Annotated in this window: 20 protein-coding genes; 2 read left to right on the plus strand and 18 right to left on the minus strand. The window is 65.0% G+C overall.

The genetic code is table 11. The features are described from left to right. Positions 1–39 precede the first annotated feature (39 nt). The 5 genes from ligA to ftsZ all read right to left on the minus strand — a co-directional run bounded on the left by ligA (position 40) and on the right by ftsZ (position 7,999). Positions 40–2,250: an NAD-dependent DNA ligase LigA gene (ligA, locus tag K1177_RS09140; RefSeq protein WP_263574798.1), complete on the minus strand. Its 2,211-nt coding sequence runs from the start codon at positions 2,248–2,250 to the stop codon at positions 40–42. A gap of 88 nt (positions 2,251–2,338) precedes the next feature. Then, on the minus strand, positions 2,339–4,009 hold the full coding sequence (gene recN / locus K1177_RS09145; RefSeq protein WP_224702992.1) for a DNA repair protein RecN: 1,671 nt from the start codon (positions 4,007–4,009) through the stop codon (positions 2,339–2,341). Positions 4,010–4,319: 310 nt separating this feature from the next. After that, positions 4,320–5,156, minus strand: coding sequence for an outer membrane protein assembly factor BamD (locus tag K1177_RS09150; RefSeq protein WP_224702994.1), 837 nt, complete (start codon positions 5,154–5,156; stop codon positions 4,320–4,322). Between the two features lie 94 nt (positions 5,157–5,250). Further along, complete coding sequence (lpxC, locus tag K1177_RS09155) at positions 5,251–6,207, minus strand: UDP-3-O-acyl-N-acetylglucosamine deacetylase (RefSeq protein WP_224702995.1); 957 nt, start codon at positions 6,205–6,207, stop codon at positions 5,251–5,253. Positions 6,208–6,316: 109 nt separating this feature from the next. Beyond that, positions 6,317–7,999, minus strand: coding sequence for a cell division protein FtsZ (gene ftsZ / locus K1177_RS09160; protein ID WP_224702996.1), 1,683 nt, complete (start codon positions 7,997–7,999; stop codon positions 6,317–6,319). Between the two features lie 242 nt (positions 8,000–8,241). Between ftsZ and K1177_RS09165 the strand changes: the two genes are divergently transcribed. Together K1177_RS09165 and K1177_RS09170 are read left to right on the plus strand one after the other, a co-directional pair. Beyond that, positions 8,242–9,042 (plus strand): nucleotidyltransferase domain-containing protein, encoded by an 801-nt coding sequence (locus K1177_RS09165; protein ID WP_224702997.1) that lies wholly within the window; start codon positions 8,242–8,244, stop codon positions 9,040–9,042. A 35-nt stretch (positions 9,043–9,077) separates the two neighbouring features. After that, positions 9,078–9,704: a LysE family translocator gene (locus tag K1177_RS09170; RefSeq protein WP_224702998.1), complete on the plus strand. Its 627-nt coding sequence runs from the start codon at positions 9,078–9,080 to the stop codon at positions 9,702–9,704. A 3-nt stretch (positions 9,705–9,707) separates the two neighbouring features. On the opposite strand, the gene ftsA is transcribed toward K1177_RS09170, so the two are convergent. The 13 genes from ftsA to rsmH all read right to left on the minus strand — a co-directional run bounded on the left by ftsA (position 9,708) and on the right by rsmH (position 24,943). Further along, a complete protein-coding gene (gene ftsA, locus K1177_RS09175) occupies positions 9,708–11,021 on the minus strand; it encodes a cell division protein FtsA (protein WP_224703003.1) in 1,314 nt (437 codons plus the stop codon). Then, on the minus strand, positions 11,018–11,899 hold the full coding sequence (locus K1177_RS09180) for a cell division protein FtsQ/DivIB (protein ID WP_224703004.1): 882 nt from the start codon (positions 11,897–11,899) through the stop codon (positions 11,018–11,020). Before K1177_RS09180 ends, ftsA begins: the two co-directional genes overlap by 4 nt. Further along, positions 11,887–12,807: a D-alanine--D-alanine ligase gene (locus tag K1177_RS09185; protein WP_224703005.1), complete on the minus strand. Its 921-nt coding sequence runs from the start codon at positions 12,805–12,807 to the stop codon at positions 11,887–11,889. The genes K1177_RS09180 and K1177_RS09185 overlap by 13 nt, the downstream gene beginning before the upstream one ends. A 43-nt stretch (positions 12,808–12,850) precedes the next feature. After that, positions 12,851–13,828, minus strand: coding sequence for a UDP-N-acetylmuramate dehydrogenase (murB, locus tag K1177_RS09190; protein ID WP_224703723.1), 978 nt, complete (start codon positions 13,826–13,828; stop codon positions 12,851–12,853). A gap of 8 nt (positions 13,829–13,836) precedes the next feature. Beyond that, entirely contained in the window at positions 13,837–15,255 is a 1,419-nt protein-coding gene (gene murC / locus K1177_RS09195; protein ID WP_224703006.1) for a UDP-N-acetylmuramate--L-alanine ligase, read from the minus strand. Between the two features lie 23 nt (positions 15,256–15,278). Then, positions 15,279–16,361: an undecaprenyldiphospho-muramoylpentapeptide beta-N-acetylglucosaminyltransferase gene (murG, locus tag K1177_RS09200; RefSeq protein WP_224703007.1), complete on the minus strand. Its 1,083-nt coding sequence runs from the start codon at positions 16,359–16,361 to the stop codon at positions 15,279–15,281. Continuing rightward, positions 16,358–17,527, minus strand: coding sequence for an FtsW/RodA/SpoVE family cell cycle protein (locus tag K1177_RS09205; RefSeq protein ID WP_224703724.1), 1,170 nt, complete (start codon positions 17,525–17,527; stop codon positions 16,358–16,360). Before K1177_RS09205 ends, murG begins: the two co-directional genes overlap by 4 nt. A 147-nt stretch (positions 17,528–17,674) precedes the next feature. Then, a complete protein-coding gene (gene mraY, locus K1177_RS09210; RefSeq protein ID WP_224703009.1) occupies positions 17,675–18,760 on the minus strand; it encodes a phospho-N-acetylmuramoyl-pentapeptide-transferase in 1,086 nt (361 codons plus the stop codon). Between the two features lie 27 nt (positions 18,761–18,787). Next, positions 18,788–20,179, minus strand: coding sequence for a UDP-N-acetylmuramoyl-tripeptide--D-alanyl-D-alanine ligase (locus tag K1177_RS09215; RefSeq protein WP_224703011.1), 1,392 nt, complete (start codon positions 20,177–20,179; stop codon positions 18,788–18,790). 180 nt (positions 20,180–20,359) lie between these two features. Further along, entirely contained in the window at positions 20,360–21,802 is a 1,443-nt protein-coding gene (locus tag K1177_RS09220; protein WP_224703012.1) for a UDP-N-acetylmuramoyl-L-alanyl-D-glutamate--2,6-diaminopimelate ligase, read from the minus strand. Between the two features lie 17 nt (positions 21,803–21,819). Further along, a complete protein-coding gene (locus K1177_RS09225) occupies positions 21,820–23,562 on the minus strand; it encodes a peptidoglycan D,D-transpeptidase FtsI family protein (RefSeq protein ID WP_224703013.1) in 1,743 nt (580 codons plus the stop codon). Continuing rightward, positions 23,562–23,945 carry a cell division protein FtsL gene (gene ftsL / locus K1177_RS09230; protein ID WP_224703014.1) on the minus strand — a complete coding sequence of 128 codons (384 nt, stop codon included), beginning with the start codon at positions 23,943–23,945 and terminating at the stop codon, positions 23,562–23,564. The genes K1177_RS09225 and ftsL overlap by 1 nt, the downstream gene beginning before the upstream one ends. Then, complete coding sequence (rsmH, locus tag K1177_RS09235) at positions 23,942–24,943, minus strand: 16S rRNA (cytosine(1402)-N(4))-methyltransferase RsmH (RefSeq protein ID WP_224703015.1); 1,002 nt, start codon at positions 24,941–24,943, stop codon at positions 23,942–23,944. Before rsmH ends, ftsL begins: the two co-directional genes overlap by 4 nt. Positions 24,944–24,947 lie beyond the last annotated feature (4 nt).

Here is a 24,947-nt window from a genome sequence, read left to right on the forward strand (position 1 = left end):
GGGTCTTGGCCCCATGGCGGGCCGTCTGGCCAGCCTAGTCTATTTGCCGATGCGCGCGAACCATTCGTCTTCGGTCAAAACCTCAACGCCATGCTCCTGCGCCGTCTTGAGCTTGGAGCCTGCGCCGGGCCCGGCCACCAGGATGTCGGTCTTGGCCGAGACCGAGCCTGCCACCTTGGCACCCAGCCGCTCCGCCATGGCCTTGGCCTCGGATCGTGTCATTTTTTCGAGCGAGCCGGTGAACACCACCGTCTTGCCGGCGACCTGGCTGTCGGCCGACACATTGACCACATAGGGCTGCGGCGTCACCTGGGCCAGCAGCGCCTCCACCACATCGTCATTGCGCTCATTGCCGAAGAAATCGACCAGCGCGCCCACCACCGTGCCGCCGATGCCATCCACCGAGGGGAATACGCTCAGCGGATCCTCGGCTGCCGCCGTCGCCTTGCCGACCCGGATCAGCTCTTCCATGCTGCCAAAGGTGCGCGCCAGCACGGCCGCCGTGGTCTCCCCGATATGGCGGATGCCCAGCGCGAAGATGAAGCGATCCAGCTCCGGATTACGCCGGGCGTCGATCGCCGCAAACAGCTTGTCGAGCCCCTCGTAATTGCGATCCTCCACCGCGCGCACGGCCTTGCGCACCTTGCCCGATGCTGCCTCGCGCTGCCGGGCCTGCGCCTCGCGCCGCTCCGCCAGCGCCTGCTGCACCTCGGGTCGCCGATCTTTCAGGGTGAAGATATCGGCAGCCGTGCGCACGAGACCGGCGTTGAAGAACAGATCGATGTTCTCCGCCCCCAACCCCTCGATATCCATGGCGCCACGCGACACGAAATGCCTGAGCCGCTCGATGGCCTGGGCCGGACAGATCAACTCGCCGGTGCAACGCCGCCGCGAATCTTCCTTGCCGGTCTTCTCATTGACCTCGCGTGTCGCCGCCGAGCCGCACACCGGGCAGACATGCGGAAACTCGTACGGGACGGCGTCAGTGGGGCGCTTCTCCAGCACCACGCGCACGATCTGGGGGATCACATCCCCTGCCCGCTGCACCACCACCGTGTCGCCGACGCGGATGTCGATGCCCTCGCGGATAGGCTCGCCCTTGCTGTCGATGCCCTTGATATAGTCCTCATTGTGCAGCGTGACGTTCTCCACCACCACGCCGCCCACCGTCACCGGCTCCAGCCGCGCCACGGGTGCCAGCGTGCCGGTGCGCCCCACCTGGATGTCGATGGCGCGCACCACCGTGGTCGCCTGCTCTGCCGGGAACTTGTGCGCCACGGCCCAGCGCGGCTCGCCGGTGACAAAGCCCCAGCGGCGTTGCAGCTCGAGCTGGTCCACCTTGTAGACCACGCCGTCGATGTCATAGCCCAGTGAGGAGCGTTGCTGCTCGATCAGCCGGTAATGCGCGATCAGCTCATCGGCCGACTGCGCCCGCACCATCAGCGGGCTGACGCGAAAGCCCCACACGGCAAATTTCTGCACCGCCTCGAACTGCGTCGGCGCCGGGTCGATGGTGGTATAGCCCCAGGCATAGGCAAAGAAATTGAGCTTGCGGCTGGCTGTCACCGCAGGGTCCTTCTGCCGCAGCGACCCGGCCGCCGTATTGCGCGGATTGACATAGTCCTGTCCGCCCGCCGCCGCCGAGCGCGCCTTGAGCGCCTGGAACTCGGCATAGCTCATATAGACTTCGCCGCGGATTTCGATGACATCAGGCCAGCCCGAGCCGGCCAGGCGCTCCGGAATATCCGCGATGGTCCGCAAATTGGCGGTGATATCCTCGCCCACCGTTCCATCGCCACGAGTCGCGCCCTGCACGAACACGCCCTTCTCGTAGCGCAGCGACGCCGACAACCCGTCGATCTTGGGCTCGGCCGTGAAGGCGATGTCGAGGTCCTTGTCCCGCTCGAAGAACCGGCGGCCGCGTTCGATGAAATCGCGCACGTCGTCATCGGTATAGGCCTTGGCCAGGCTCAGCATCGGCTCGCCGTGCCGCACCTTGGCAAAGCCTTCGGCCGGCGGCGCCCCCACCGACATCGACGGACTATCCTCGCGCACCAGGTGCGGAAACGCCGCCTCGATGGCGTCGTTGCGCCGGCGCATCCCGTCATATTCGGCGTCGGTGATCTCGGGCGCGTCATTCTGGTGATAGGCAATATCGGCTGCCGCAATGGCCGCAGCCAGGCGCGCCAGTTCGGCATCAGCCTCGGCCTCGGTCAGCTCATCAACGGGCTTCTGGGTCAGGTCGATCATCGCGCTACTCGATTGTCTCTTTGTCGGGCACGCTTGCGGGTCCCCCAGCCTTGCGGCCGCCCCCGTGCCTTGGGTCCAGGCCGCAGCCTTAGCTTACTTCGCTCAGCAGCTTGCTGGCTGCAGCGCGGGCCTCGTCGGTGACCGTGGCGCCGGCCAACATGCGCGCTACCTCTTCCTGGCGCGCCGCCGTATCGAGCGGTTTGACATGGGTGCGCATGAAGGCACCCTCCTTGACCATCTGCTTTTCGATCAGCAGATGGCGCTGCGCTCGCGCCGCCACCTGCGGCGCATGCGTCACCGCCAGCACCTGCACCTTGCCGGCCAGCCGCGCCAGGCGCCGGCCAATGGCATCGGCAACCGCCCCGCCGACGCCGGTGTCGATTTCGTCAAAGATCAAGACGGGTGCCGAGCCGCGATCGGCCAGCACCACCTTGAGCGCCAAAAGGAACCGGCTCAACTCGCCGCCCGACGCGACCTTGAGCAGCGGCCCGGCCGCGGTGCCCGGATTGGTCTGCACGTGAAAGGCAATCTGGTCATAGCCCGAGGCCGCGACACGGGCGTTGTCGATCTGGTGGTCGACAATGAACTTGGCCGAACCCAGCTTGAGGTCGGGCAGTTCGGCGCCAACGGCCTTGCCCAGCGCCGCTGCCGCGCGCGCCCGTCCGGCGCTCAGCTTGTCGGCCGCCTTGCGATAGGCCTCCATGGCCTTGGCCTGCGCGGCCTCCAGCGCTACCAGCCGCGTCTCCCCGCTCTGCAGCGTGTCGAGGTCGGCACTATAGCGCGCCAGCACATCCACCAGGCCATCACAGGTCGTCTGATGCTTGCGGGCTGCAGCGCGCAGCGCAAACAGGCGCTCCTCCACGTCCTCCAGTTCGGACGGATCATAGGCCATGGCCCGCTTGAGGTCCTCAAGCGCATCGCTGGTCCGGTCAAGACTGGCCAGCGAGGCATCGAGCGTGTCGACAAAGGGCTGGAACAGGGTCGCGCCGCCGTCGATCTTGCGCATCAGCCGCCGCATCAGGCTCGCCAGGGCCGGCGCCGGCGCGGCCGGACCATTGAGCATGTCGTCGATTTCGCGCACATCCGACGCCGAGCGCTCCACCTGCTGCAGCTGCTGCCTGCGTTCGGCCAATTGCTCTTCCTCGCCCGTTGCCGGGCCGAGCTTGGACAATTCCTCCACCGTATGCCGCGCATAGTCCTCGGCCGCCAGCGCTTCGGCCACCAGGGCCTTTTGCGCCGCAACGGCATCCTGGGCGTCGCTCAGCGTGCCATGTGCCGCGCGGACCGCCTCTGCAGCGCCGTCCAGCTCGCCAAAAGCATCCAGCGCCGCCCGGTGCGTCGCCACATCCACCAGGGCGCGATCGTCATGCTGGCCGTGGATTTCGATAATCTGGCTGCCCACGCGCTGCAGCAGCGCCGCCGACACCGGCTGGTCATTGATGAAGGCGCGGGTGCGTCCGTCAGCGAACTGCACCCGGCGCAGGATGATGTCTTCGTCGTCAGGGATAGCATTGTCGCGCAGCGCCGTGCGCGCCGGATGGTCCGCCGCCAGCTGCAGCACCGCCACCACCTGGCCGCTGTCCTGCCCGCTGCGCACCAGCGAGGCGTCGCCGCGCCCGCCCAGGGCGAGCGTCAGCGCATCGAGCAGGATGGATTTGCCAGCGCCCGTCTCGCCAGTGAGCACGGTCATGCCCTCATCCAGCGCCAGGTCGAGCTGATCAATCAGAACGATGTTTCGAACCGAGAGCGCGTTCAGCATGCGCGACCATTCCCGAACTTGTGTGAACCGGCCCGCAGCCGGCGCTCACGTCTATCTAGCATCCCGGCGCCGCTTCAGCGAACGGCGCAATCGCCCTTTGCACACACAAAAGGACTTTGGCGGATCATAGTGAAACGGAACAAAATGGCAACACAATCTTGCAGCCAGCACGGTGTTCCGGGGCCGTGCCCGCCGCGCCGCCCCGCGCGAAGTCTCGCGCTCTGTGCTGGGTGTCCGATGCCAATGCGGAACCGCAAAAAGCAACGACGCGCCGGCGGACCGACGCGTCGTTGTCATCTGTTGGTGCTGCTTAGCGACGGATGCCGGCCAGCCAGCTGCCGCTGTTTGCGGTCGGTGCCAGGCCCTGCTTGCCCAGCAGGTCGAAGGCCTGCTTGTACCAGGTGCTCGAGGGATAGTTGTGGCCCAGCACTTCGGCAGCCGACATGGCCTCGCTGGTCAGGCCCAGCGACAGATAGGCCTCGGTCAGGCGGTAGAGGGCTTCCTCGATATGGGTCGAGGTCTGCCAGGTCTCCACCACTTCGCGGAAGCGGTTGATGGCGGCGGCATACTGGCCATTGCCCAGGTAATAGCGGCCGACCGACATTTCCTTGCCGGCGAGCTGGTCATAGGCCACGAGCAGCTTTTCGCGCGCATCCTTGGCATATTCGGACTTGGGATAGTTCGAAATCAGCAGCGTATAGGTGTCGATCGCATCCTTGGACAGCTGCTGGTCGCGGGTGATGTCCTTGATCTGCGCGTAATAGGAATTGCCCTTGAGATAAAGGATATAGGGCACGTCCTTGCCATTGGGATACAGCGCCAGATAGCGATCCGCAGCCGCAATGGCCTCGTTGAGCTTGTTGGAGCGATAGTTGGCGAAAACCTGCATCACCTTGGACTGCTGCAGCAGTTCGCTGTCGGGATGCTGGCGGTCGAGCTTTTCCAGCGACTTCACGGCCGACTGGAAATACTGGCGATCGATATCGTCCAGCGCCTTCTGATACAGGGTCTGCGCCGGGATGATCGGCTCTTCCTTGATCTTGGATGGCCCGAACAGGGAACAGCCGGCGAGCACGACGGCCACCATGGCGATGGTCACAAAGCGGGCTGCGCGGCCGGTTACGCCACCGAAACTATCAATTGTCACGAACTGCCCCGTCTCTCATAGGTCATGGCGCTGGTCATAGCGGCCTATTCACGAATTGGATCAAAACTGTGGCGCCTGTCGGCTACCCTTTGCCTCAGCGCACCGAGCGCAGATAGGGATTGACGGCCAGCCCCTCGGGCTGCTCCTCAAAGGCCTGATACTCAAGCGGCAGATCTTCCGCGTTGACTATTTCATAATTGGCTTCGCTGGAAAAGAGTCCGGACAGCACATGCGCGTTGAGCGCGTGGCCGCCCTTGTAGGAGCGGAAGCGGCCCCAGATCGGCAGCCCGCCCAGCGAGAGGTCGCCAATGGCGTCCAGCAGCTTGTGGCGCACGAATTCGTCTTCGTAGCGCAGGCCACCGGGGTTGAGGACGCGGTTCTCATGCACGGTGATGGAATTGTCCAGGCTCGACCCCAGGGCATAGCCAGCCTGGCGCAAGATCTTGGCGTCCCGGGCAAAGCCGAACGTGCGGGCGCGCGACACATCGTCGAAATAGCGGCGCGGCGTCCAGTCGAAGATCATGCGCTGGCGCCCGATGACCTTGCTGTCAAAGTCGATCTCGAGATCGAGCGAACGGCCGTTGTAGGGTTCGAGCGCAGCGAAGGCGTCATTGTTGCGCACGGTGACCGCACGCATGATCTTGAGGAACTTGCGCTGCGCGGGCTGAATTTCCAGCCCCACAGACAGGATAGCCTCGCAGAACGGACGCGCGCTGCCATCCAGGATCGGGCACTCGCTGCCATCGATGGTGATCAGCGCATTGTCCACGCCCATGCCGCTGAGCGCCGAGGTCACATGCTCGATGGTGGCGACGCTGACGCTGTCGCCCAGGTCCACGGTGGTGCACAGGGTGGTGCGGCTGACGCGGGAGAAATGCACCTTGACCGGCGGCGTCGTCTTGCCGTCGCCCAGGGCGCGGCAGATCATGAAACCACTGTCGGCTGGCGCGGGAGAAATCTTGAGATTGGCCGGCTGGGCGCTGTGAACACCATAGCCGGAGAATTCAATTGCGCTGGCCAGGGTACGCTGCCGCGTAGAAAGTTTGTGCATACTCGAGATACTCCGGCATCGATAGCGTCTGGCCAGCGACTCTAGTAGCCAAAAAAAGCTCGGCGCGGAAGCCGCACCGAGCAATCTTTAGCAAAACTGTAAACAGCGATCAGCCGTGCTTGCGGAGGAATGCCGGGATCTCCAGGCTCTCCTTCTGGGGCGGTGCGGCGGGCGCACGACCCTGGGCATCGAGATTGCCATGGGCGCCCTGGCTGGGGCTGGGAACCCTCGAAGTCCTTGCCGGACCAGCCTCAATTGCGCTGCGGGCAGCGGCATCATCAGCCGAGGAATAGGCTGTTTCGTCCTTGGCCGGAGCCGGCTGCTGACCCAGGTTCAGGCCGACATTGGAAGCAAGGCGCTTGAACAGGGCACGGGCATTGCGGGGCTCGGGATCGACACGATCCTGCAACTCCTGTGTCCGGCGCGCAACAACCGGCAGCTCCTCGGTGCGCGGCATGCGGCGCTGGCCTTCCGGCCGGGCAGCATGGGACGGCACGTAGACGCTGGGCACGGGCTGCTCTTCGACCATTGCCGGCTCATCTTCGTCATGGGTCGGCATCGGCGCGGCAGGAATATAGGGCTCCACGAACACGCCATCGTCGTCATGCTGGGCGGCGGCCTGCGGCGCAGGCTGCTGGGCAGCGTTGAACGAGAAGGCTTCGGCCACGGCGGCCTCGACCTGGTGTTCGATCTGCTGGCTGACGGCGGGCGTTGCCACCGGGGCACGTTCGGCAGCCACGCGGGTGGGTTCGACCGGGACATGACGGCGCACTTCGAGCGGCGTGCGCGAAGCATGCGGCTTGGCCGGCTCGAGAGCCTGCACCATGGTTGCGTCGGTGCCCGTGGCCACGACCGACACGCGGATCGTGCCCGTCAGGCTCGGATCATAGGTTGCGCCCAGGATGATGTTGCAATCCGGATCGACTTCTTCGCGAATGCGGCTGGCCGCTTCGTCGACTTCATAAAGGGTCAGGTCCGGGCCGCCGGTGATCGAGATCAGCAGGCCACGGGCGCCGTGCATGGACACATCGTCCAGCAGCGGATTGGCAATGGCGGCTTCCGCAGCGTGGCGCGCACGGTCTTCGCCCGAAGCCTCGCCGGTGCCCATCATCGCCTTGCCCATGCCGCGCATCACGGCGCGCACGTCGGCGAAGTCGAGGTTGATCAGGCCTTCCTTGACCATCAGGTCGGTGATGCAGGCGACGCCAGAGAACAGCACCTGGTCGGCCATCGCGAAAGCGTCGGCAAACGTGGTCTTCTCATTGGCCACGCGGAACAGGTTCTGGTTGGGGATGACGATCAGCGTGTCGACATGGCGATGCAGCTCGTCGATGCCGTCTTCGGCCAGACGCGCACGGCGATTGCCTTCGAAATTGAACGGCTTGGTGACCACGCCCACGGTCAGGATGCCCTGCTCGCGCGCCGCACGCGCCACAACGGGAGCCGCGCCGGTGCCGGTACCACCACCCATACCGGCCGTGATGAACACCATGTGCGAACCGCTCAGGTGATCATTGATTTCGTCCCAGCTTTCCTCGGCCGCCGCACGACCGACTTCCGGGTGCGAGCCTGCACCCAGGCCTTCGGTAACACCGACGCCCAGCTGGATGATGCGCTGCGCCTTGCTGAGGGCCAGGGCCTGCGCATCGGTATTGGCGACCACGAAGTCCACGCCATCAAGACCGGACTCGATCATGTTATTGACGGCATTGCCGCCGGCGCCACCACACCCAAAGACGGTAATGCGGGGCTTCAACTCCTGGATGTCCGGGATGGTGAGGTTGATAGTCATGAAGGGCCTCATAGTGGCGGTGTTGGTAAAGATTTACCCCCCAAAACGTTAACCGGCCCCTAACAATTGTCCCGTTCGCGTTAACAAGATCGCAAAATGCGACTCCGAATGGTTACCGGTTCAAAGCCCGTTAACCATGTCTCCGCCGCTGCCGCCGATCGTCCCATCAGGCTCCAGGACTTGGCGCTGCGCATTGCGCATGCTCTTGTGACGAAGCGGGAAAATCATTGGCGGAGGCGGAGTTGGACACCACGGCATTCATCCAGGCCGTAACGGACGGTTTGGCGCAGGACACCAGGATACGCGGCTTGTTCCTGGGCGGCAGCCTTGGTCGGGGCACGGCCGACCAATGGAGCGATGTCGACTTCATCATCACCGCCGCGCCTGCCGACCAGGCAGCAGTCGCCAATGCCTGGCGGGACCTGCTGGCGTCCATCACCCCCATCGTCTTCTGGAACCAGATGAATGGCGAGCGCATGGTGCTCAACGCCATCACCGAAGACTGGCTGCGTTGCGACGTGGCCATCCAGCCGCCCCAGACTTTGCAGTCCCGCGCGCGCGATCGCATCAAGCCACTCATCGATCGGGACAGTCTCTACGCGACCCTGCCGGCCTCAATGCCGCCCAAGGCACCCAATCCCGGCTATGTCCGCTATGTCATCCACGAGTTCATCCGCATGCTGGGGTTGATGCCGGTTGGGCTTGGCCGCGGCGAACTGGTGGCCATGGCCCTGGGCCTCGGGATGATGCGCGACCATGTGGCCGGCCTGATGATGCAGTCGGTCACCGACCCCGATCCGGGCGGCATCCTGCACCAATCCAAGGTGCTGCCGCCCGAGGATATGGCGGTTCTGCGCGCCCTGCCCTATCCGCCACTGGAACGGCAGGCGCTGATCGATGCCAATCTGGCCATCGCCCGCCAGTTCATGCCACGCGCCCGGGCGCTGGCGAAGCAGCTGGACATCCCCTGGCCCGATGATTTCGAGGCCGCGACCCGGCGTCATCTCAATGCGACGCTGGGGCCAGACGCCGCCGCGTGGTAGACCTGCGCCGGACCAAACCTCTTGGAGCTTGAGCGATGCTGCATGCCTTCTTCCTGGCCTGGCTTGGTGTTGCCCTGGCGCAGATCTCTCCCGGGCCCAATATGATGGCCGTCATTGCGGTCGCTCTGGGCCAGGGCCGGCGCCACGCGCTACTGGTCGCCCTGGGCATTGCGAGCGGCTCGCTGATCTGGGCCGCCGCTGTTGCCCTTGGCCTGGGCGCCCTGTTCAGCACGGTGCCGGTGACGCTGACCGTGCTCAAGCTGGTGGGCGGGCTCTACCTGCTGTTCATCGCCACAAAAGCCCTGCGCACGCTGCTGACCACGAGCACCACCCATGTGGCGCCCGCGCTCGCCTCACTGTCGCCTCTGGGCGCCTGGCGCCGCGGCGCGCTCGTGGTGCTGACCAACCCCAAGGCGGCGCTGATGTGGTCAGCCATTGCCACCTTCCTGTTCGGCGCCGGGCTGGGCAATCTGCAGGTGCTCGCCTTCGGACCAGTGGTGGCCGTCTCGGCGCTGGTGATCTATGGCGGCTATGGGCTGGTCTTTTCCACGGGCACGGCAACGCGTGCCTATGCGCGGTTCTGGCGGATCACCGAGGCCGTTTTCGGCGCTGCCTTTGCGGCGCTGGGCGTGACCTTGCTGGTGTCGGCAACCGGACGATAGCGTCTAGAAGCTCGAGCGCAGCCAGTTGCCGACGCGGTGGAAATAGCCGTCCGTGCCGGTCAGCTTGCGGCTGCCGCGTGGCTCGGAATACTCCTTGGCGCAGACCTGCGGGTAGATCAGCATGCCCGCGACCGTGGCAAAGGCCGCACCCTTGGCAATCTCGGGCAGGCCGGCAATGCCCATCGGGCGGCCATTGCGCACATTGCGCGCCAGCGTGCGCCGTGCCACTTCCGGCAGGCCGGTCATTTCGCTGGCGCCGCCCGTCAGCACGAAGCGGCGGCCACACACATCCATCATGCCGGTGGCCTGCATGCGGTCACGGATGGCGGTGAGGATTTCCTCGATACGAGGGCGCATGATGCGGGTCAGCACCGAACGGGCCACCTGCCCGGGCGCTTCGTCATGGCTGGCGCCCACCGGCTGGATCGGGATCAGGTCGCGTTCATCGGCCTGGCCGGGCAGCACCGAGCCATAAAAGGTCTTGAGCCGCTCGGCATCGGCCACGCTCACCGAGAGCTGCCGCGCAATGTCGAGCGTCAGGTGATGGCCACCAATGGCAATGGCATCGGCATAGACCAGATGGCCTTCGTTGAACACGGAAACAGTCGTGGTCGCGCCGCCAAAATCGATGCAGGCGACGCCCAGCTTGGCTTCGTCGTCGACCAGTGTCGCCAGGCCCGAGGCATAGGGAGTGGCGATCAGCGCCTCGATCTGCAGATGGCAGCGGTGCAGCACCAGTTCGAGGTTCCGCATGGCCAGGGTTTCCGAGCTGACGACGGCCACATCGACGCTGAGCTTGTCGCCCACCATGCCCTTGGGATCACGGATGCCCTTCTGGCCGTCAATCGCGTAACCGATCGGCAACGCATGGATGATCGAGCGCTCCGGCCGCACCGAGCGCTCATTGACCGCACGCAGCACGCGATGGATGTCGGCCTTCTCGACCTCCTGCCCGTCCAGCGACACGGCCGCCGAGAACGTCTCCGACCCCAGCCGACCGGCCGTCACGTTGACGATCACCGATTCCAGCGTCAGCCCGGCAGCGCGCTCCGCCATGCCGACCACGCTGCGGATAGTGTGCTCGGCCTTTTCGATATCGGTGACGACGCCGCTTTTGACGCCTGCCGACGGGCCATAACCAAAGCCGATGACCTCGGCGCGATGCGAACGGCCCTTGAGCGCGGTGCCTTCGGCCCGCGGCGTCAGGCGCGCGATCACGCAGCACACCTTGGTCGAGCCGATGTCCAGCACCGCCACCAGCGTGGTCTTGCCGGGTTGCACGGGACGCAGCCGCGAGGTCATGGCATCGGTCATCATGGCTTTTTGGTTTCTTCGTCAGGTTTATTGGGTCGAACCGCCACCAGGCTGGGCACGCGCAGGTCGATCACGCTCAGATCCCGATCCAGCAACTGATAGCTATCCTGGTACATCACCAGATGGCGCAGCGCCCCCGCCACCCCCAGCTCGGGCAGCTGCACGCGCAGCCCCGTGTCATAGATCAGGTCCCAGCGTCGATCGGCGATGCGCGACAGCGCCACCAGCCCATCCTTGAGCGTGGGATATTGATCGAGCGCCCGGATCATCACCAGCGCATCGTCATTGGCGCCATCGCCCACCACCAGTGGCAGGTCGCCATAGGCGCCCTTGTCCTCGCCGATCTGTTCGCCGCTGCCGTCGACGACAAAGGTGATGCCATCGATGCGCCAGCGCGCCACAGGCAGTTTTTCGGTCACAGTCACGACCAGCCCATCGGGATAGGTCTTGCGAATGTTGACGGTGTCTATGGCCGGCAGGGCGGCAATGCGCTGCCGCGCCGCCTCGATGTCGAAGCCGACACTGGAAGTCTGCGGCTGGACGCCCAGCGCATCGAAGATGGCCTGTTCGCTGGTCAGCGTCTGGCCGGAAATCGAAATCTCGCCGATGGCAAATCCGGCGGCGGCGAAGCGCGACTGTGCCAGGTCGCTCAGGGCGGCAGTCCCCATCTCGATGGGTTCGCGCATCTGATAGAGAGCCACACCGCCCAGCAGCATGGCCGTCACGATCATCGCCCGTGTCAGGCCCTTGCGGTGCAGGACCCAGGCACGACCGATATTGTTGGCCAGCTTGCGGCGGGGAGAGCGGACAGGAACAGGCAGGGTCCGGGGGTCATAGACCCGCGCACCAGCGAGAAAGGCCTCGCTCTTTACCTGTTGCAACTCGCGTCCTCCACCATCCAGGAAACCAGCTCTTCGAAGGAATGCCCGGCATGCAGAGCCTGCTCGGGCACCAGGGACGTCGCGGTCATGCCAGGTTGGGTGTTGATTTCCAGGCAGACCAGTTCGCCGTCAGGACCGGCTGCGTCGTTGTAGCGGAAGTCGCACCGCGTCACGCCTCGGCAGCCAATCGCCGCATGCGCGGCTAGGCTTAGCTTTTGCACTTTGTCGTAAATTTTCGGTTGCAGCTGCGCCGGAATAATGTGGGTGGAGCCGCCTTTGGCGTATTTGGCGTCATAGTTGTAGAAGGCCAGGTCCGTGACGATTTCTGTGACGCCCAGCGCCACATCGCCCATCACCGCACAGGTCAGCTCGCGCCCCGGAATATAGCGCTCGACCATCACCTCTTCGCCCGAATTCCAGTCGGCACCGAGGATTTCCTGCGGCGGCCGGTTGGCCCCCTGGCGCACGATATGCACGCCAAAGCTCGAGCCATCGGCAATCGGCTTGATCACATAGGGCGGCGCCATCACGTGCTCGGCTCCCGCCTCGCTGCGCGGCACAATCATGTGATCGGTCACCGGCACGCCGGCGGCCTTCATCACGATCTTGGCCTGGTGCTTGTCCATGGCCAGCGCCGAGGCCAGCACGCCCGAATGCGTATAGGGAATGGACAGCAGTTCCAGCACGCCCTGCATCATGCCGCTTTCGCCGAACGGACCATGCAGCGCATTGAAGGCCACGTCGGGCTTGAGCGCGGTCAGCACATTGGCAATGTCGCGGCCCACATCGACCTCGGTCACCCGATAGCCGGCATTGCGCAGCGCCTGGGCGCATTCGCGGCCGGAATTGAGCGACACCGGCCGCTCATTGGACCAGCCACCCATCAGAACGGCGACGTGCTTGCTCATGGCTGGGTCCGATCACTGACGATACAAGAAGACATGGGCGCCATCACACCGCCCCCGTGAACACATCGCCATCGAGGAACTCGCGCACCTCCTGCCCAGGCAGGAAATGGCCCATGCGCCGGATTTCCCAGCTCAGCGAAATGCCCGAATGCGCGCGCACGCGATTGCGGACGGTCTCGCCCAGCGTCTCGATGTCGTGCGCTGTCGCGTCCTCGACATTGAGCAGGAAATTGGCATGCAGTTCGCTCATCTGCGCGCCGCCGACCCTGAGGCCCCGGCAGCCGGCGGCATCGATCAGCTTCCAGCTCGAATGCCCCTCGGGGTTCTTGAAGGTCGAGCCGCCGGTCTTGGCCTTGGTCGGCTGGCTGGATTCCCGCTTTTCGGTGATCTCGCGCATGCGCTCGAGGATTTCCTCGCGATTGCCGGCAAAGCCCTGGTACACCGCCGAGGTGAACACGGCGCCGCGCGGCCCGTTGGACTTGCGATAGAGATAGCCCATGTCGGCATTGCTCAGGGTGATGATCTCGCCCTGGCGGGTCACCGCGCGCAGCTCGACCATGCGGTCGCGCGTCTCGGTGCCATAGCAGCCGGCATTCATATAGAGCGCGCCGCCAATGCCGCCCGGAATGCCGCGATAAAAGGTCAGCCCGTCAATGCCGGCTTCCGCCGCAGCAGTGGCCACCTTGACGTCGGGCAGCGAGGTGCCCACGCGGATCTTGTGATCGTCCAGCACTTCGATCTGGCCGAAGGCCTTGCCCGAAAGGCGAATGACCACGCCGTCGATGCCGCCGTCGCGGATCAGCAGGTTCGAGCCCAGCCCGATCACGGTCACGCGGATATCCGCCGGCAGGTGCTTGAGGAAATAGGCAAGATCGGCCTCGTCGGCCGGCGTAAAGAACAATTGCGCCGGTCCGCCCACGCGGAACCAGGTCACTTCGCTCAGCATCTGGTTGGGGATCAGGCGGCCGCGCACCGCACCGATCCAGTCGGCAAACTGCGGCAGCAGGTCGGGATAGGTCATGGGAGCGCTCACTTGGGCTCCTCCCCGATCAGCGCGCCCAGCTCCGCCGGCAGTGTCGCCGCCCATTGCGTGATATTGCCGGCGCCCAGGCACACCACATAGTCCCCGTCTTCGGCCCGCTCGGCGATCATCGCCGCCAGATCCTCGGGGCCGGCCAGCACGCGGGCGTCGCGATGGCCGCGCGCCCGGATGCGGTTGACCAGCTCTTCATGCGTCACGCCGGCAATCGGCTGCTCGCCGGCGGCATAGACCGGGGCCACGATCACCGTGTCCGCGTCGTTGAAACAGGCCGAGAAATCGTCGAACAGATCATTGAGGCGGCTGAAGCGGTGCGGTTGCACCACGGCGATCACATCACGCCGGGTCGACTGCCGGGCCGCCCGCAGCACCGCGGCGATTTCCACCGGATGATGGCCATAGTCGTCGATGACGGTGATGCCACCCACCACGCCCGTGCGGGTGAAGCGGCGCTTGACGCCGGTAAAGCCCTTGAGCCCCTTGCGAATGGCCTCGGCCGGCACATGCAGCTGGTCGGCCACGGCAATGGCGGCTGTGGCATTGAGCGCATTGTGGATGCCCGGCATGGGCAGCTCGAGCCCATCGATGCGCAGCTGGGTCATGCGGATGCGGTCGCGGATTTCAACCGAGAAATGGCTGACGCCATCCACCGTCTCCAGATCCACCAGGCGCACATCGGCCTGCGGATTGCGCCCATAGGTGATGACGCGGCGATCCTTGATCTCGCCCACCAGCGCCTGCACTTCGGGGTGATCCAGGCACATCACGGCAAAGCCATAGAAGGGCACGTTCTCGACAAACTGATGGAACGCCTTCTTGACCCCCTCGAAGCTGCCATAGTGGTCCAGATGCTCGGGATCGATATTGGTCACCACGGCCACATCGGCCGGCAGCTTGATGAACGTGCCGTCGCTTTCGTCGGCCTCCACCACCATCCATTCGCCGGCGCCCAGCCGGGCATTGGTACCATAGGCGTTGATGATGCCGCCATTGATCACCGTGGGGTCGAGGTTGCCGGCATCGAGCAGCGTGGCGACCAGCGTGGTGGTCGTTGTCTTGCCATGCGTGCCGCCAATGGCGATGGCCGTCTTGAAGCGCATGATCTCGGCCAGCATTTCGGCGCGGCGCACGATGGGCAGTGCCTTGGCGCGGGCGGCCACCAGCTCGGGATTGTCCTTCTTGATGGCCGAGGACACCACCACCACTTCGGCAGCGCCCAGATTGTCGGCACTCTGGCCGATGGCTACCTTGATGCCCATGTCGCGCAGCCGCTGCACATTGGGATTGGCGGCGGCGTCCGAGCCCTGCACCGTGTAACCCTGGTTGTGCAGGATTTCAGCGATGCCGCTCATGCCAATGCCACCGATACCGATGAAATGGACGGGGCCGATATTGCGGGGCATCTTCATAGTGCAGTTTCCATGCTGAGGGCTCAGGCGAGCCGTTCGGCCGCGTCAGCCAGTTTCTCGACGGCCCGCGGCTGGCCCAGGGCCCGCGCTGCGGCGGCGGCCTTGGGCAGAGTTGTCGGATCGGTTAACAGGTTCGTGAGGCGAGTGCCAAGCGATTGCGGTGAAAGCGTGGCCTGCTCGGCCACCCAGCCGCCCCCGGCCTGCTCCATCACCAGCGCATTGTTCTTCTGGTCGGCATCGATGGCGCCCGGCAGCGGCACCAGAATGGCCGGGCGGCCCAGCACTGTCAGTTCGGCAATGGTCGACGCCCCGGACCGGCTGATGACCAGGTGCGCCTGCGCCATCCGCTCGGGCAGGTCCGGCACAAAGGTGGCCAGTTCCACATTCATCTTGGCCTGGCGATAGATCTCGGCCACGCCCTGCAGGTCATCGGCGCGGCACTGCTGCAGCACCTGCACCCGGGCGCGCAGGGCGTCGGGCAACAAGGCAATGGCGGGCGGCACGATCTCCGAGAGCGCCTTGGCGCCCTGGCTGCCGCCAAACACCACGATGCGGATTGGTCCATTTCCATCCAGCGGCGGATAGGGAACGCCGGAGGCCATCCGCACGCGGTCGCGCACCGGATTGCCGGTCAGCACCTGTTCGACGCGCGTCTTGTCGGCGAACTTTGTGCTGGTGAAACTGAGCGCCAGCAGATCGGCAAACATGCAGAGGGCCCGGTTGGCCCGGCCCATCACCGCGTTCTGCTCGTGCAGGATGCCGGGAATGCCCAGCAGGTTTGCCGCCAGGAATGGCGGGAAGGTCGGATAGCCGCCAAAGGCAATGACGCAGTCCGGCCGGTTGCGGGCCAGCTTGTAGAACGCCACGGCAACGCCACGCAGGATGGTCAGCCCGCCGGCAACGAACTTGATCGGATTGCGCAGGCTGGGCGTCGCCGAGGGCACGATGTGGACGGCCTTGGCCGGAAAATCCCCGCCATAGCTTTCCACGCGATGGTCGGTCATCAGCTCGACGTGATGGCCACGCCGTACCAGCTCCTGCGCAAGGGCCATCGCCGGGAACAGATGGCCGCCCGTGCCGCCGGCCAGAAGGGTGAACTTGCTCATTCTGCGGGGGCCAGGGGTGCGATGGCGCTCTTGTAGCTGGGCAGGCCGGTGGCCATGCGCTCTTCCGGCTTGATGCGTGTGAATGCCAGCATCAACCCCATGCCAAAGGCCACGGCGATCATCGACGTGCCGCCATAGGAGACGAACGGCAGCGTCATGCCCTTGGGCGGAATGAGGTTGAGATTCACCGCCAGATTGATGCCCGACTGCATGGCAAACTGGATGGCCAGCGTCGACGCTGCCAGGCGCGCGAACAGGCTCGACTGCCGCTGCGCGCCGATCATGGCGCGGATCACGATGAAGGCAATCAGCGCCACCAGAACCATGCAGAACAATATGCCAAACTCGCCGGCAGCCGCCGAAAACACATAGTCGGCGTGGGCGTCGGGAATGAGCTTTTTGGCAATCGATTCACCCGGGCCGCGACCAAACCAGCCACCCTCGAGCAGCGACTGCAGCGCACGGTCGATCTGGTAGGTGTTGCCGCCCCCATCGGGGTTGAGGAAAGTGTCGATACGGCGCGACACATGCGGGAAGAACATGTAGGCGCCAAACAGCAGCGCCCCTGCGGCCCCGGCCATGCCGAAGATGATGAACCAGGAAATGCCCGACAGGAACAGCAACACCGCCCAGGTGCCGGTGACCAGCGCCGTCTGACCGATATCGGGCTGCAGCAACAGGCCGCCCACGATGGCGAGCATGATGCCTGTGGCCAGGATCTTGCCCGGCACATTGCGGTGAATCATCGATTCCGAAAACAGCCAGGCGCTGAGGACGGCGAAGGCCGGCTTGACGAATTCTGAGGGCTGCACCGACTGGCCGGCGAAGGACACCCAGCGACGGGCACCCTTGACCTCGGTGCCGAACCGCAGCGTGGCCCAGAGCAGCGCGACACTGATCACCAGGGTAATCAAAGTGGCAATGCGCGCCTGGCGATGGTTGAGCAGCGAGGTCAGCAGCATCACCGGCAGCGCCAACGCGCAGAACATGGCGTGGCGGATCACGAAATACCATTCATTGAGCCCGATGCGCTCGGCCACTGGCGGGCTGGCGGCAAAGCTCAGCACCATGCCGCAGGTCAGCAACAGAATGAGCGCGCCGAGCAGTTCCCGGTCAATGGACCACCACCACTCCGCCAGGGGCGTTTTTTCGGCACGGGAGAACATCATGGCAAAGCCGGCTACTGGGTACAAACTGCTTTAAATTGTAGCAGGCCGTTGGTTACCGATTTGCCAATTGCTTTTGCGTTTTGCAAAAAGTGCGGGCCGCGAGCACAGCGCGCGGCCCCCTGAGCGCGGCAGCTCGCCGTCGCGTCAGCGCAGCTTGAGGCTCGACAACCCGATCAGCGCCAGCACGAAGCTGATGATCCAGAAACGGATCACCACCTGGCTCTCGGTCCAGCCGAGATGCTCGAAATGGTGGTGGATCGGCGCCATGCGGAACACCCGCTTGCCGGTGAGCTTGAACGACGTCACTTGGACGATGACCGACACCGTCTCCAGCACGAAGAGCCCGCCAATGATCGCCAGAACAATCTCGTGCTTGGTGGCCACCGCGATGGTGCCCAAAGCGCCACCCAGGGCGAGCGAACCGGTGTCGCCCATGAAGATCTGTGCCGGCGGCGCGTTGAACCACAAAAAGCCCAGGCCCGCCCCGATCAGCGCGCCACAGACCACCGCCAGTTCGCCCGTACCGGGCACATAGTTGAGCAGCAGGTAGTCCGAGAAGTTCACGCTACCCACGAGATAAGCAATCAGCGCAAAGCAGGCTGCCGCCACCATCACCGGCACGATGGCCAGGCCATCCAGGCCGTCGGTCAGGTTCACCGAATTGCCCGCAGCCATGACCACGAAGCCGCCGAACAGGATGTAGAAATAGCCCAGGTTGAAGGCCAGATCCTTGACGAACGGGAACAGCATCGCATTGCTGTGCGGCCCGGCATTGAGCTGGGAGATCGCGTAGGCGGCGATGCCCCCGATCAGCGCTTCAAGCAGCAGCCTCTGCTTGCTGCCGAAGCCCTTGTGGCTCATGCGCTTGACCTTGAGATAGTCATCGTAAAAGCCGATGGCGCCAAAGCCCACCGTCACGAACAGCACCACCCAGACATAGCCATTGCTCAGATTGGCCCAGATCAGCGTCGAGAACACCGCGCCCGACAGGATCATCAGCCCGCCCATGGTGGGCGTACCCTTCTTGGTCAGCAGGTGCCCGGCCGGACCGTCCTCACGGATCGGCTGGCCCTTGCCCTGCTTGAGGCGCAGCAGCGCAATCATGCCGGGCCCGAACAGGAACACGAAGAACAGCGCCGTGATCACCGCGCCCGCCGTACGGAAGGTGATGTAGCGGAAAACGTTGAGCGCCGTCAGCGCGTCGCCCAACTGGCCGAGAAAATACAACATGGGTAGGCGTGTCCTCGCTGGGTGGGGTCAGTTGTTACCGAACTGCCCGCGGATCGTCTCGATCAGTCCTGCCAGCCCCACGCCGTTTGATCCTTTGACCATAACTGCATCGCCATAGGCAAGGTCATTGCGCACGATCTCCGCCATCTCGCGCGCCGTTCCGGCATGGGCGGCCACCTGCCCCTCCCCCAGCGCCGACGCCAGTGCAGACATCTCGTGACCGACCAGATAGACCCGCTCGGCCCCAGACGCGCGCACGGCTTCGGCAAGGCTCGCATGCAGCTCGCCCGAGCGCGGCCCAAGCTCGAGCATGTCGCCCAGCACCACCATCTTGCGCCCGCCCGGCGCCACCTGCGCGGCAAACACCGACAGGGCAGCCGTCATCGAGGCGGTATTGGCATTGTAGCTTTCGTCGATCAGCAGCAGCGGCTTGTCGCTGGGCCCCAGCAGCAGCCGTTGGCCGCGCCCGGCCTGGGCGCCGAAACCAGCCAGCGCCTCGAGGGCCACCTCCCGCTCGACGCCGGCAATCTGAGCCACGGCCAGGGCTGCGGTAGCATTGGCCAGCATGTGCCGGCCAGGCACGTTGAGCGCCAGCAGGAACCGCCCCGATCCATGGGTGATAACGGCGCTGGCGGTTTCCGCATCCCCGGCGATCTCGGTGATCTGCCAGTCTGACCCCGCGCGTTCGCCATAGGTGACGATATTGGTCACCCCGGCTTCCCGCGCCGCATCGCGCAGCAGCTCGATCTGACCATGATCGGCATTGAGAACCGCTGTTCCGCCCGGCAGCAAGCCGTCAAAGATTTCAGCCTTGGCCCGCGCAATGCCCTCAAGGCTGCCGAAAGCCTCGAAATGCGCCGGCGCCACCGTGGTAATCACGGCAATCTGCGGGCGCACCAGTTGCGACAGCGGCCGGATTTCGTCCGGTCCGCTCATGCCCATTTCGAACACGCCGAACTCGGCTGCCTGCGGCAGGCGTGCCAGCATCAGCGGCACGCCCCAGTGATTGTTGAAGCTCTTGATCGAGGCATGGGTCGGGCCCGCGGCCTCCAACACCACGCGAATGGCTTCCTTGGTCGTGGTCTTGCCCACGCTGCCGGTGACGCCCACCACGATGGCGCCGCTGCGCGCCCGCGCCGCCCGGGCCAGATCGCGCAGCCCCTCGAGGGCATCGTCCACCCCGATGCGCCCCGGCCCCTCGCCCCGGCTGACCAGCGCAGCCGCCGCGCCATTGGCCAGCGCGGTATCGACAAAGTCATGGCCGTCGAACCGGTCGCCCTTGATGGCGACGAAAAGGGCGTCCGGGCCGATTTCGCGCGAATCGATGGACACCGAGTTGATCGGGGTCGCTCCATCGAGCGTGGTCGTGCCGCCCGTCGCCGTGAGGATTTCGGCGATTGTATAAAGTGGTGTGGTCATGACGGGATGCAGCCGCTGGCGCCGCCCGTCCCCATCGGGGAAAGGCCAGCCCTCTTGGGTCGGGGAGAAAGTGAAAAGGGTAAATCCAGGCGCCCTGAAGGCCCGGCCGGCCGGCGCGGAGCGCCGACCTCGTCCCTCTCGGGACGGGTGAAAGACCGGACCTGGCGTACGCTCAAAATTCTATCCCTTGATCGCCTCCAGCACGACCTCGTGGTCGCTGAAGTGGTGTTTGGTGGTGCCGATGATCTGGTAGCTCTCGTGGCCCTTGCCGGCAACCAGCAGCACGTCACCTTTCTGCAGCGATTTTATGGCCGTGCGGATGGCTTCGCCGCGATCCCCGATATCCTTGGCGCCCGTCGCTTCCGCCAGGATGGCCGCGCGAATGCCGGCCGCATCCTCGGTGCGCGGGTTGTCATCGGTCACGATGATGTCGTCGGCCATGCGCTTGGCCACCGCGCCCATCATCGGGCGCTTGGCCTTGTCGCGGTCGCCACCGGCGCCAAACACCAGCCGCAGCTTGTTCTTGGCATAGGGGCGCAGCGAGGTCAGCGCCGATTCCAGCGCCGCCGGCTTGTGCGAGTAGTCCACGAAAATGGCCGCGCCATTGTGCTCGGCCACCAGTTCAAGCCGACCCTTGGCGCCCTTGAGCTCGCTCAGGGCCGGGAAGGCATCGGACTTGTCCACGCCCGAGGACATGGCCAGCGCCGCCGCAATGATCGCATTGGACACCTGGAACTCGCCCGTCAGCGGCAAATGAAAGCTCATCTTCTCGCCAACATGGCGCACTTCAACGCGCTGGCCATAGCCTTCCGGCTTGATCGACAGCACTTCGATATAGGCGCCTTCGCGACCCACGGTCAGCAGCGTTGCGCCTGCGCTCAGCGCGGCAAACATGAAGGGCTCATGCTCGGGGTCATCGACATTGACCACGGCAGGGCCGCTATCGACCAGCAGGTCCGTGAACAGCCGCAGCTTGGCATTGCGGTATTCGTCCATGTCAGCGTGATAGTCGAGATGGTCATGGCTGAGATTGGTGAAGGCGACAGCTTCGAAATGGATGCCGTCGAGACGGCGCTGGTCGAGGCCATGGCTGGAGGCTTCCAGCGCCACATGGTCTATCCCCTGCGCCTTGAGCGCCCGCATCGACTGGTGCAGCGTGCGCGAATCCGGCGTGGTGAGGCTTCCCTCGATCAGGCGGTTGGCCGTCTCCACGCCCAACGTACCGATGCTGGCGCCGGGAATGCCGGCATGGGTCCAGATCTGGCGCACGAAGGAGGCGACCGAGGTCTTGCCGCTCGTGCCCGTCACCGCCACCGTGATTTCCGGTTGCGGTTCATACACACGCGAGGCAGCGCGGGCGTAGGCTGCGCGCACATCCTTGACGATGACCACGGGCACACCGGGGTCGCCCACCGGCTGGGTATCGCTGATGATGGCCAGCGCACCGCGACGCACGGCATCGGCCACGAACTGGTTGCCATGGGCATTGGCGCCCGGCAGGGCAAAGAAGATGTCACCGGGCTCGATGCGCCGGCTGTCCGAGTTCAGCCCGAAGACCGCGCCCAGGCCCTTCTTGGGGCGGGCGCCGGAACCTTCGAGCAGTTGGGTTACGCTGAGGGACACGGGCAAATCCTTCTGGATTAGTTGAAGTGCGAGCCAACCGGACCGCCCTGCAGGGCAGCCGGGACAAGGCTTTCGTCAAGAAGTGGCGAAAAGTCTGGCGCAATGCCCAGCATGGGCGCGACGCGCTGCACAATACGGCCCGTCACTGTTCCGGCATTCCAGCCTGCAGTGGTACCGGACTGAGGGTTCTCTGCCTTGGGTTCATCAACCATGATGACCATAGCATAGCGGGGATTTTCGAGCGGAAAAGCCGATCCGAAAAAGTTCGTGACCTTGTTGGACGAATAGCGGCCATCCACCACCTTTTCGGCCGTTCCCGTCTTGCCGCCGACGCGGAAGCCCAGCGCCAGCTTGTTCATCTGCGAGCCCGAACCACCCTGGCCGATGGCGTTGAGCCGCATCAGATAGCGGATGGCTTCGCTCGTGCTGGGCTGGATGACGCGGCGGTACAGCGGCTCGGCTTCCGCCACGCTGCGCTTGTAGAGCGTGGGCGGGACGTAGTTGCCGCCATTCACAAAGGCCGCATAGGCCGCCAGCATGTGCAGTGGCGACACCGACAGGCCGTGCCCGAAGGACGCCGTGGCCGCCCCCACCTCGGAAAATTCCTTCGGCACGGTCGGCAGGCGCATTTCGGGAAGCTCGAACGGCACGCGCGCGTCAAAGCCCATGCGGGTCAGGAAGGCGCGGAAATTGTCCTTGCCCAGAGCCTGCATGACGTGGATCGTGCCCACGTTGGAGGAGTATTTGTAGACTTCGGGCAGCGACAGGATGCGGTGCTTGCCGTGGAAATCCTCAATCGTGAACCGCCCGAACCGCACACCGAACCGCGCGTCGAACTTGTCCGTCAGCGACACCGCGCCGCTGTCCAGCGCGCCGGCCATGGTCACCGTCTTGAAGATCGAGCCCGGCTCGAAAATACCGGCCGTGATGCGGTTGAAACTGTCCTTGACCAGCGCCGTCGCCGGCTCATTGGGGTTGAAGTCGGGGACGGAGGCCAGCGCGATGATCTCGCCGGTATGGATGTCCATCATCACCCCGGCCGCCGCGATGGCCTGGTAGCGGGTCATCGCGTCCACCAGCTGTTCGTGCATCACATGCTGCACGCGCATGTCCACGCTCAGCTCCACCGGCGCCAGTGCATTGCCGCGCGCCAGGCCCAGGTCCTGCAGCAGCGCGATGTCCTCGCCGTCCATGTGCTTTTCAATGCCGGCAATGCCGCGGTTGTCGATATTGGTCGAGCCCAGGATATGGCTGGCCTCGGTCATGCCCGGATAGAAGCGCTTGGATTCGGTGATGAAGTCGATGCCGGGAATGCCCAGCCGCATGACCTTTTCTTCCACGCTCGGCGACAGCTCGCGCTGCACCCAGACGAAGCCCTGGTCGCCCGTCAACCGGTCGCGCAGCCAGCTTTCGCTGAGATTGGGCAGCACGGTGCGCAGCTTGCGCACGGCCTCTTCCACGTCAATGATGCGGCGCGGCTCGGCATAGAGCGAGGGCACGCGGATATCGACGGCCATTTCCAGCCCGTTGCGATCCAGGATCGGCGGGCGGGTCGCGGTGATCACATCGCGCGCCTGGCCTTCGATGGTGGAATCGGTCTCGGTCATGCCCAATTGCACCAGCCGCGCGCCGACCAGGCCGAAGCCGAGCATGATGGCCAGCACCATCCAGCGGATGCGCGCCTGGGTGAGATTGCCGCGAACCTTGCGGGCGCCGTCCAGCGCAATGGTGGCGCCGACCTGGTCTGCTGTCATGGCCATTATTCGATCCCCTCCAAACTCAGGATGGCATCGATGGGGTCGACACCCGCCTCGAGAGATTCAAACAGCGAGTTCATCGCGGCACTATTGGGCTTGGCAGGGCGCATGGGCAGGTCGGCAAAGCTGCCGAACTGCTCCTGGCGCACGGGCTCGATGGCCAGCGCTGCCTGGTGCCGCCGCACGATGGGCTCAATATGGCCTGGCTGGTTCAGCACGGCCTCGTCGGCCTTGAGCAGGGAGATCTGGCCCTCCTGCTCGTCGATCATGGCGATCAGCGCCGTGCGCTGGCTGGCTGTGTTCTCGATGGAAAACTTGAGCGCATAGACGCCCGCCAGCATCACCACGGCAGAAAAGATCAGGACGATGTTGAGGTTGCGGATCATGATGCGTCCCTGATCCTGGGCACGCTGAGCCCTTCGGCGCTGACCGGACGAGCCGGCGCGGCCGAACGATGCGCCGCGCGCAGAATGGCCGAGCGGGCGCGTGGATTGCGCGCCACTTCGTTGTCCCCGGCCTTGCGGGCCTTGGCGACGTCCACCCAGCGACGGGCCTCGCCCACCACCTGCGGCAGGTGACGCGACTGCGCCGGACCACCCTTGTCGGGATCAAAGAAACGTTTGACGATCCGGTCTTCCAGCGAATGGAACGCCACCACGGCCAGCGTACCGCCCTCGCCCAACAGGCGCTCGGCGGCAAACAGCGCCTCGACCAGCTCGTCGAATTCGGCATTGACGGCAATGCGCAGCGCCTGGAACGAGCGGGTTGCCGGATGCGCATCACCCGGCTTGCGGCCAATGGCCTTTTCGATGATGCGGGCCAGCTCCAGCGTGGTGGCGATCGGCGCCGTTTCGCGCGCGGCCACGATGAACTGGGCAATGCGGCGCGACTTGCGTTCCTCGCCAAACGCATAGAGCAGATTGGCCAGTTGCTCGGCGTCCAGTCCGTTGACCAGATCGGCGGCGCTCTCGCCCTGCCCGCTCATGCGCATGTCGAGCGGCCCCTCGCGCATGAAGGAAAAGCCGCGCTCGGCCTGGTCGAGTTGCATGGACGAGACGCCGATGTCGAGCACCACGCCATCAATCGGCCCGTGCGGCGCCGCCAGCGTATCGAGCTGCGAGAATGTTCCGGGCACGAAAATGAAGCGGCCGTCGAACTCGGCCATCAATGCATCGGCAAAGGGCTTGACGCTCGGGTCGCGGTCAATGGCCACCACCACCGCACCAGCCTCCAGCAGCGCCCGCGAATAGCCGCCAGCGCCGAACGTGCCGTCGACAATCCGCTTGCCGGCCAGTGGCGACAGCGCCGCGATCACCTCATCGATCAGGACGGGGACATGCGGGCCGGCATCGGGGCTGGTTTCGGGCATGGAACGCTTGCCCATTACA

It is taken from the genome of Devosia aquimaris (genome assembly GCF_020169335.1).
GTDB lineage: Bacteria > Pseudomonadota > Alphaproteobacteria > Rhizobiales > Devosiaceae > Devosia > Devosia aquimaris.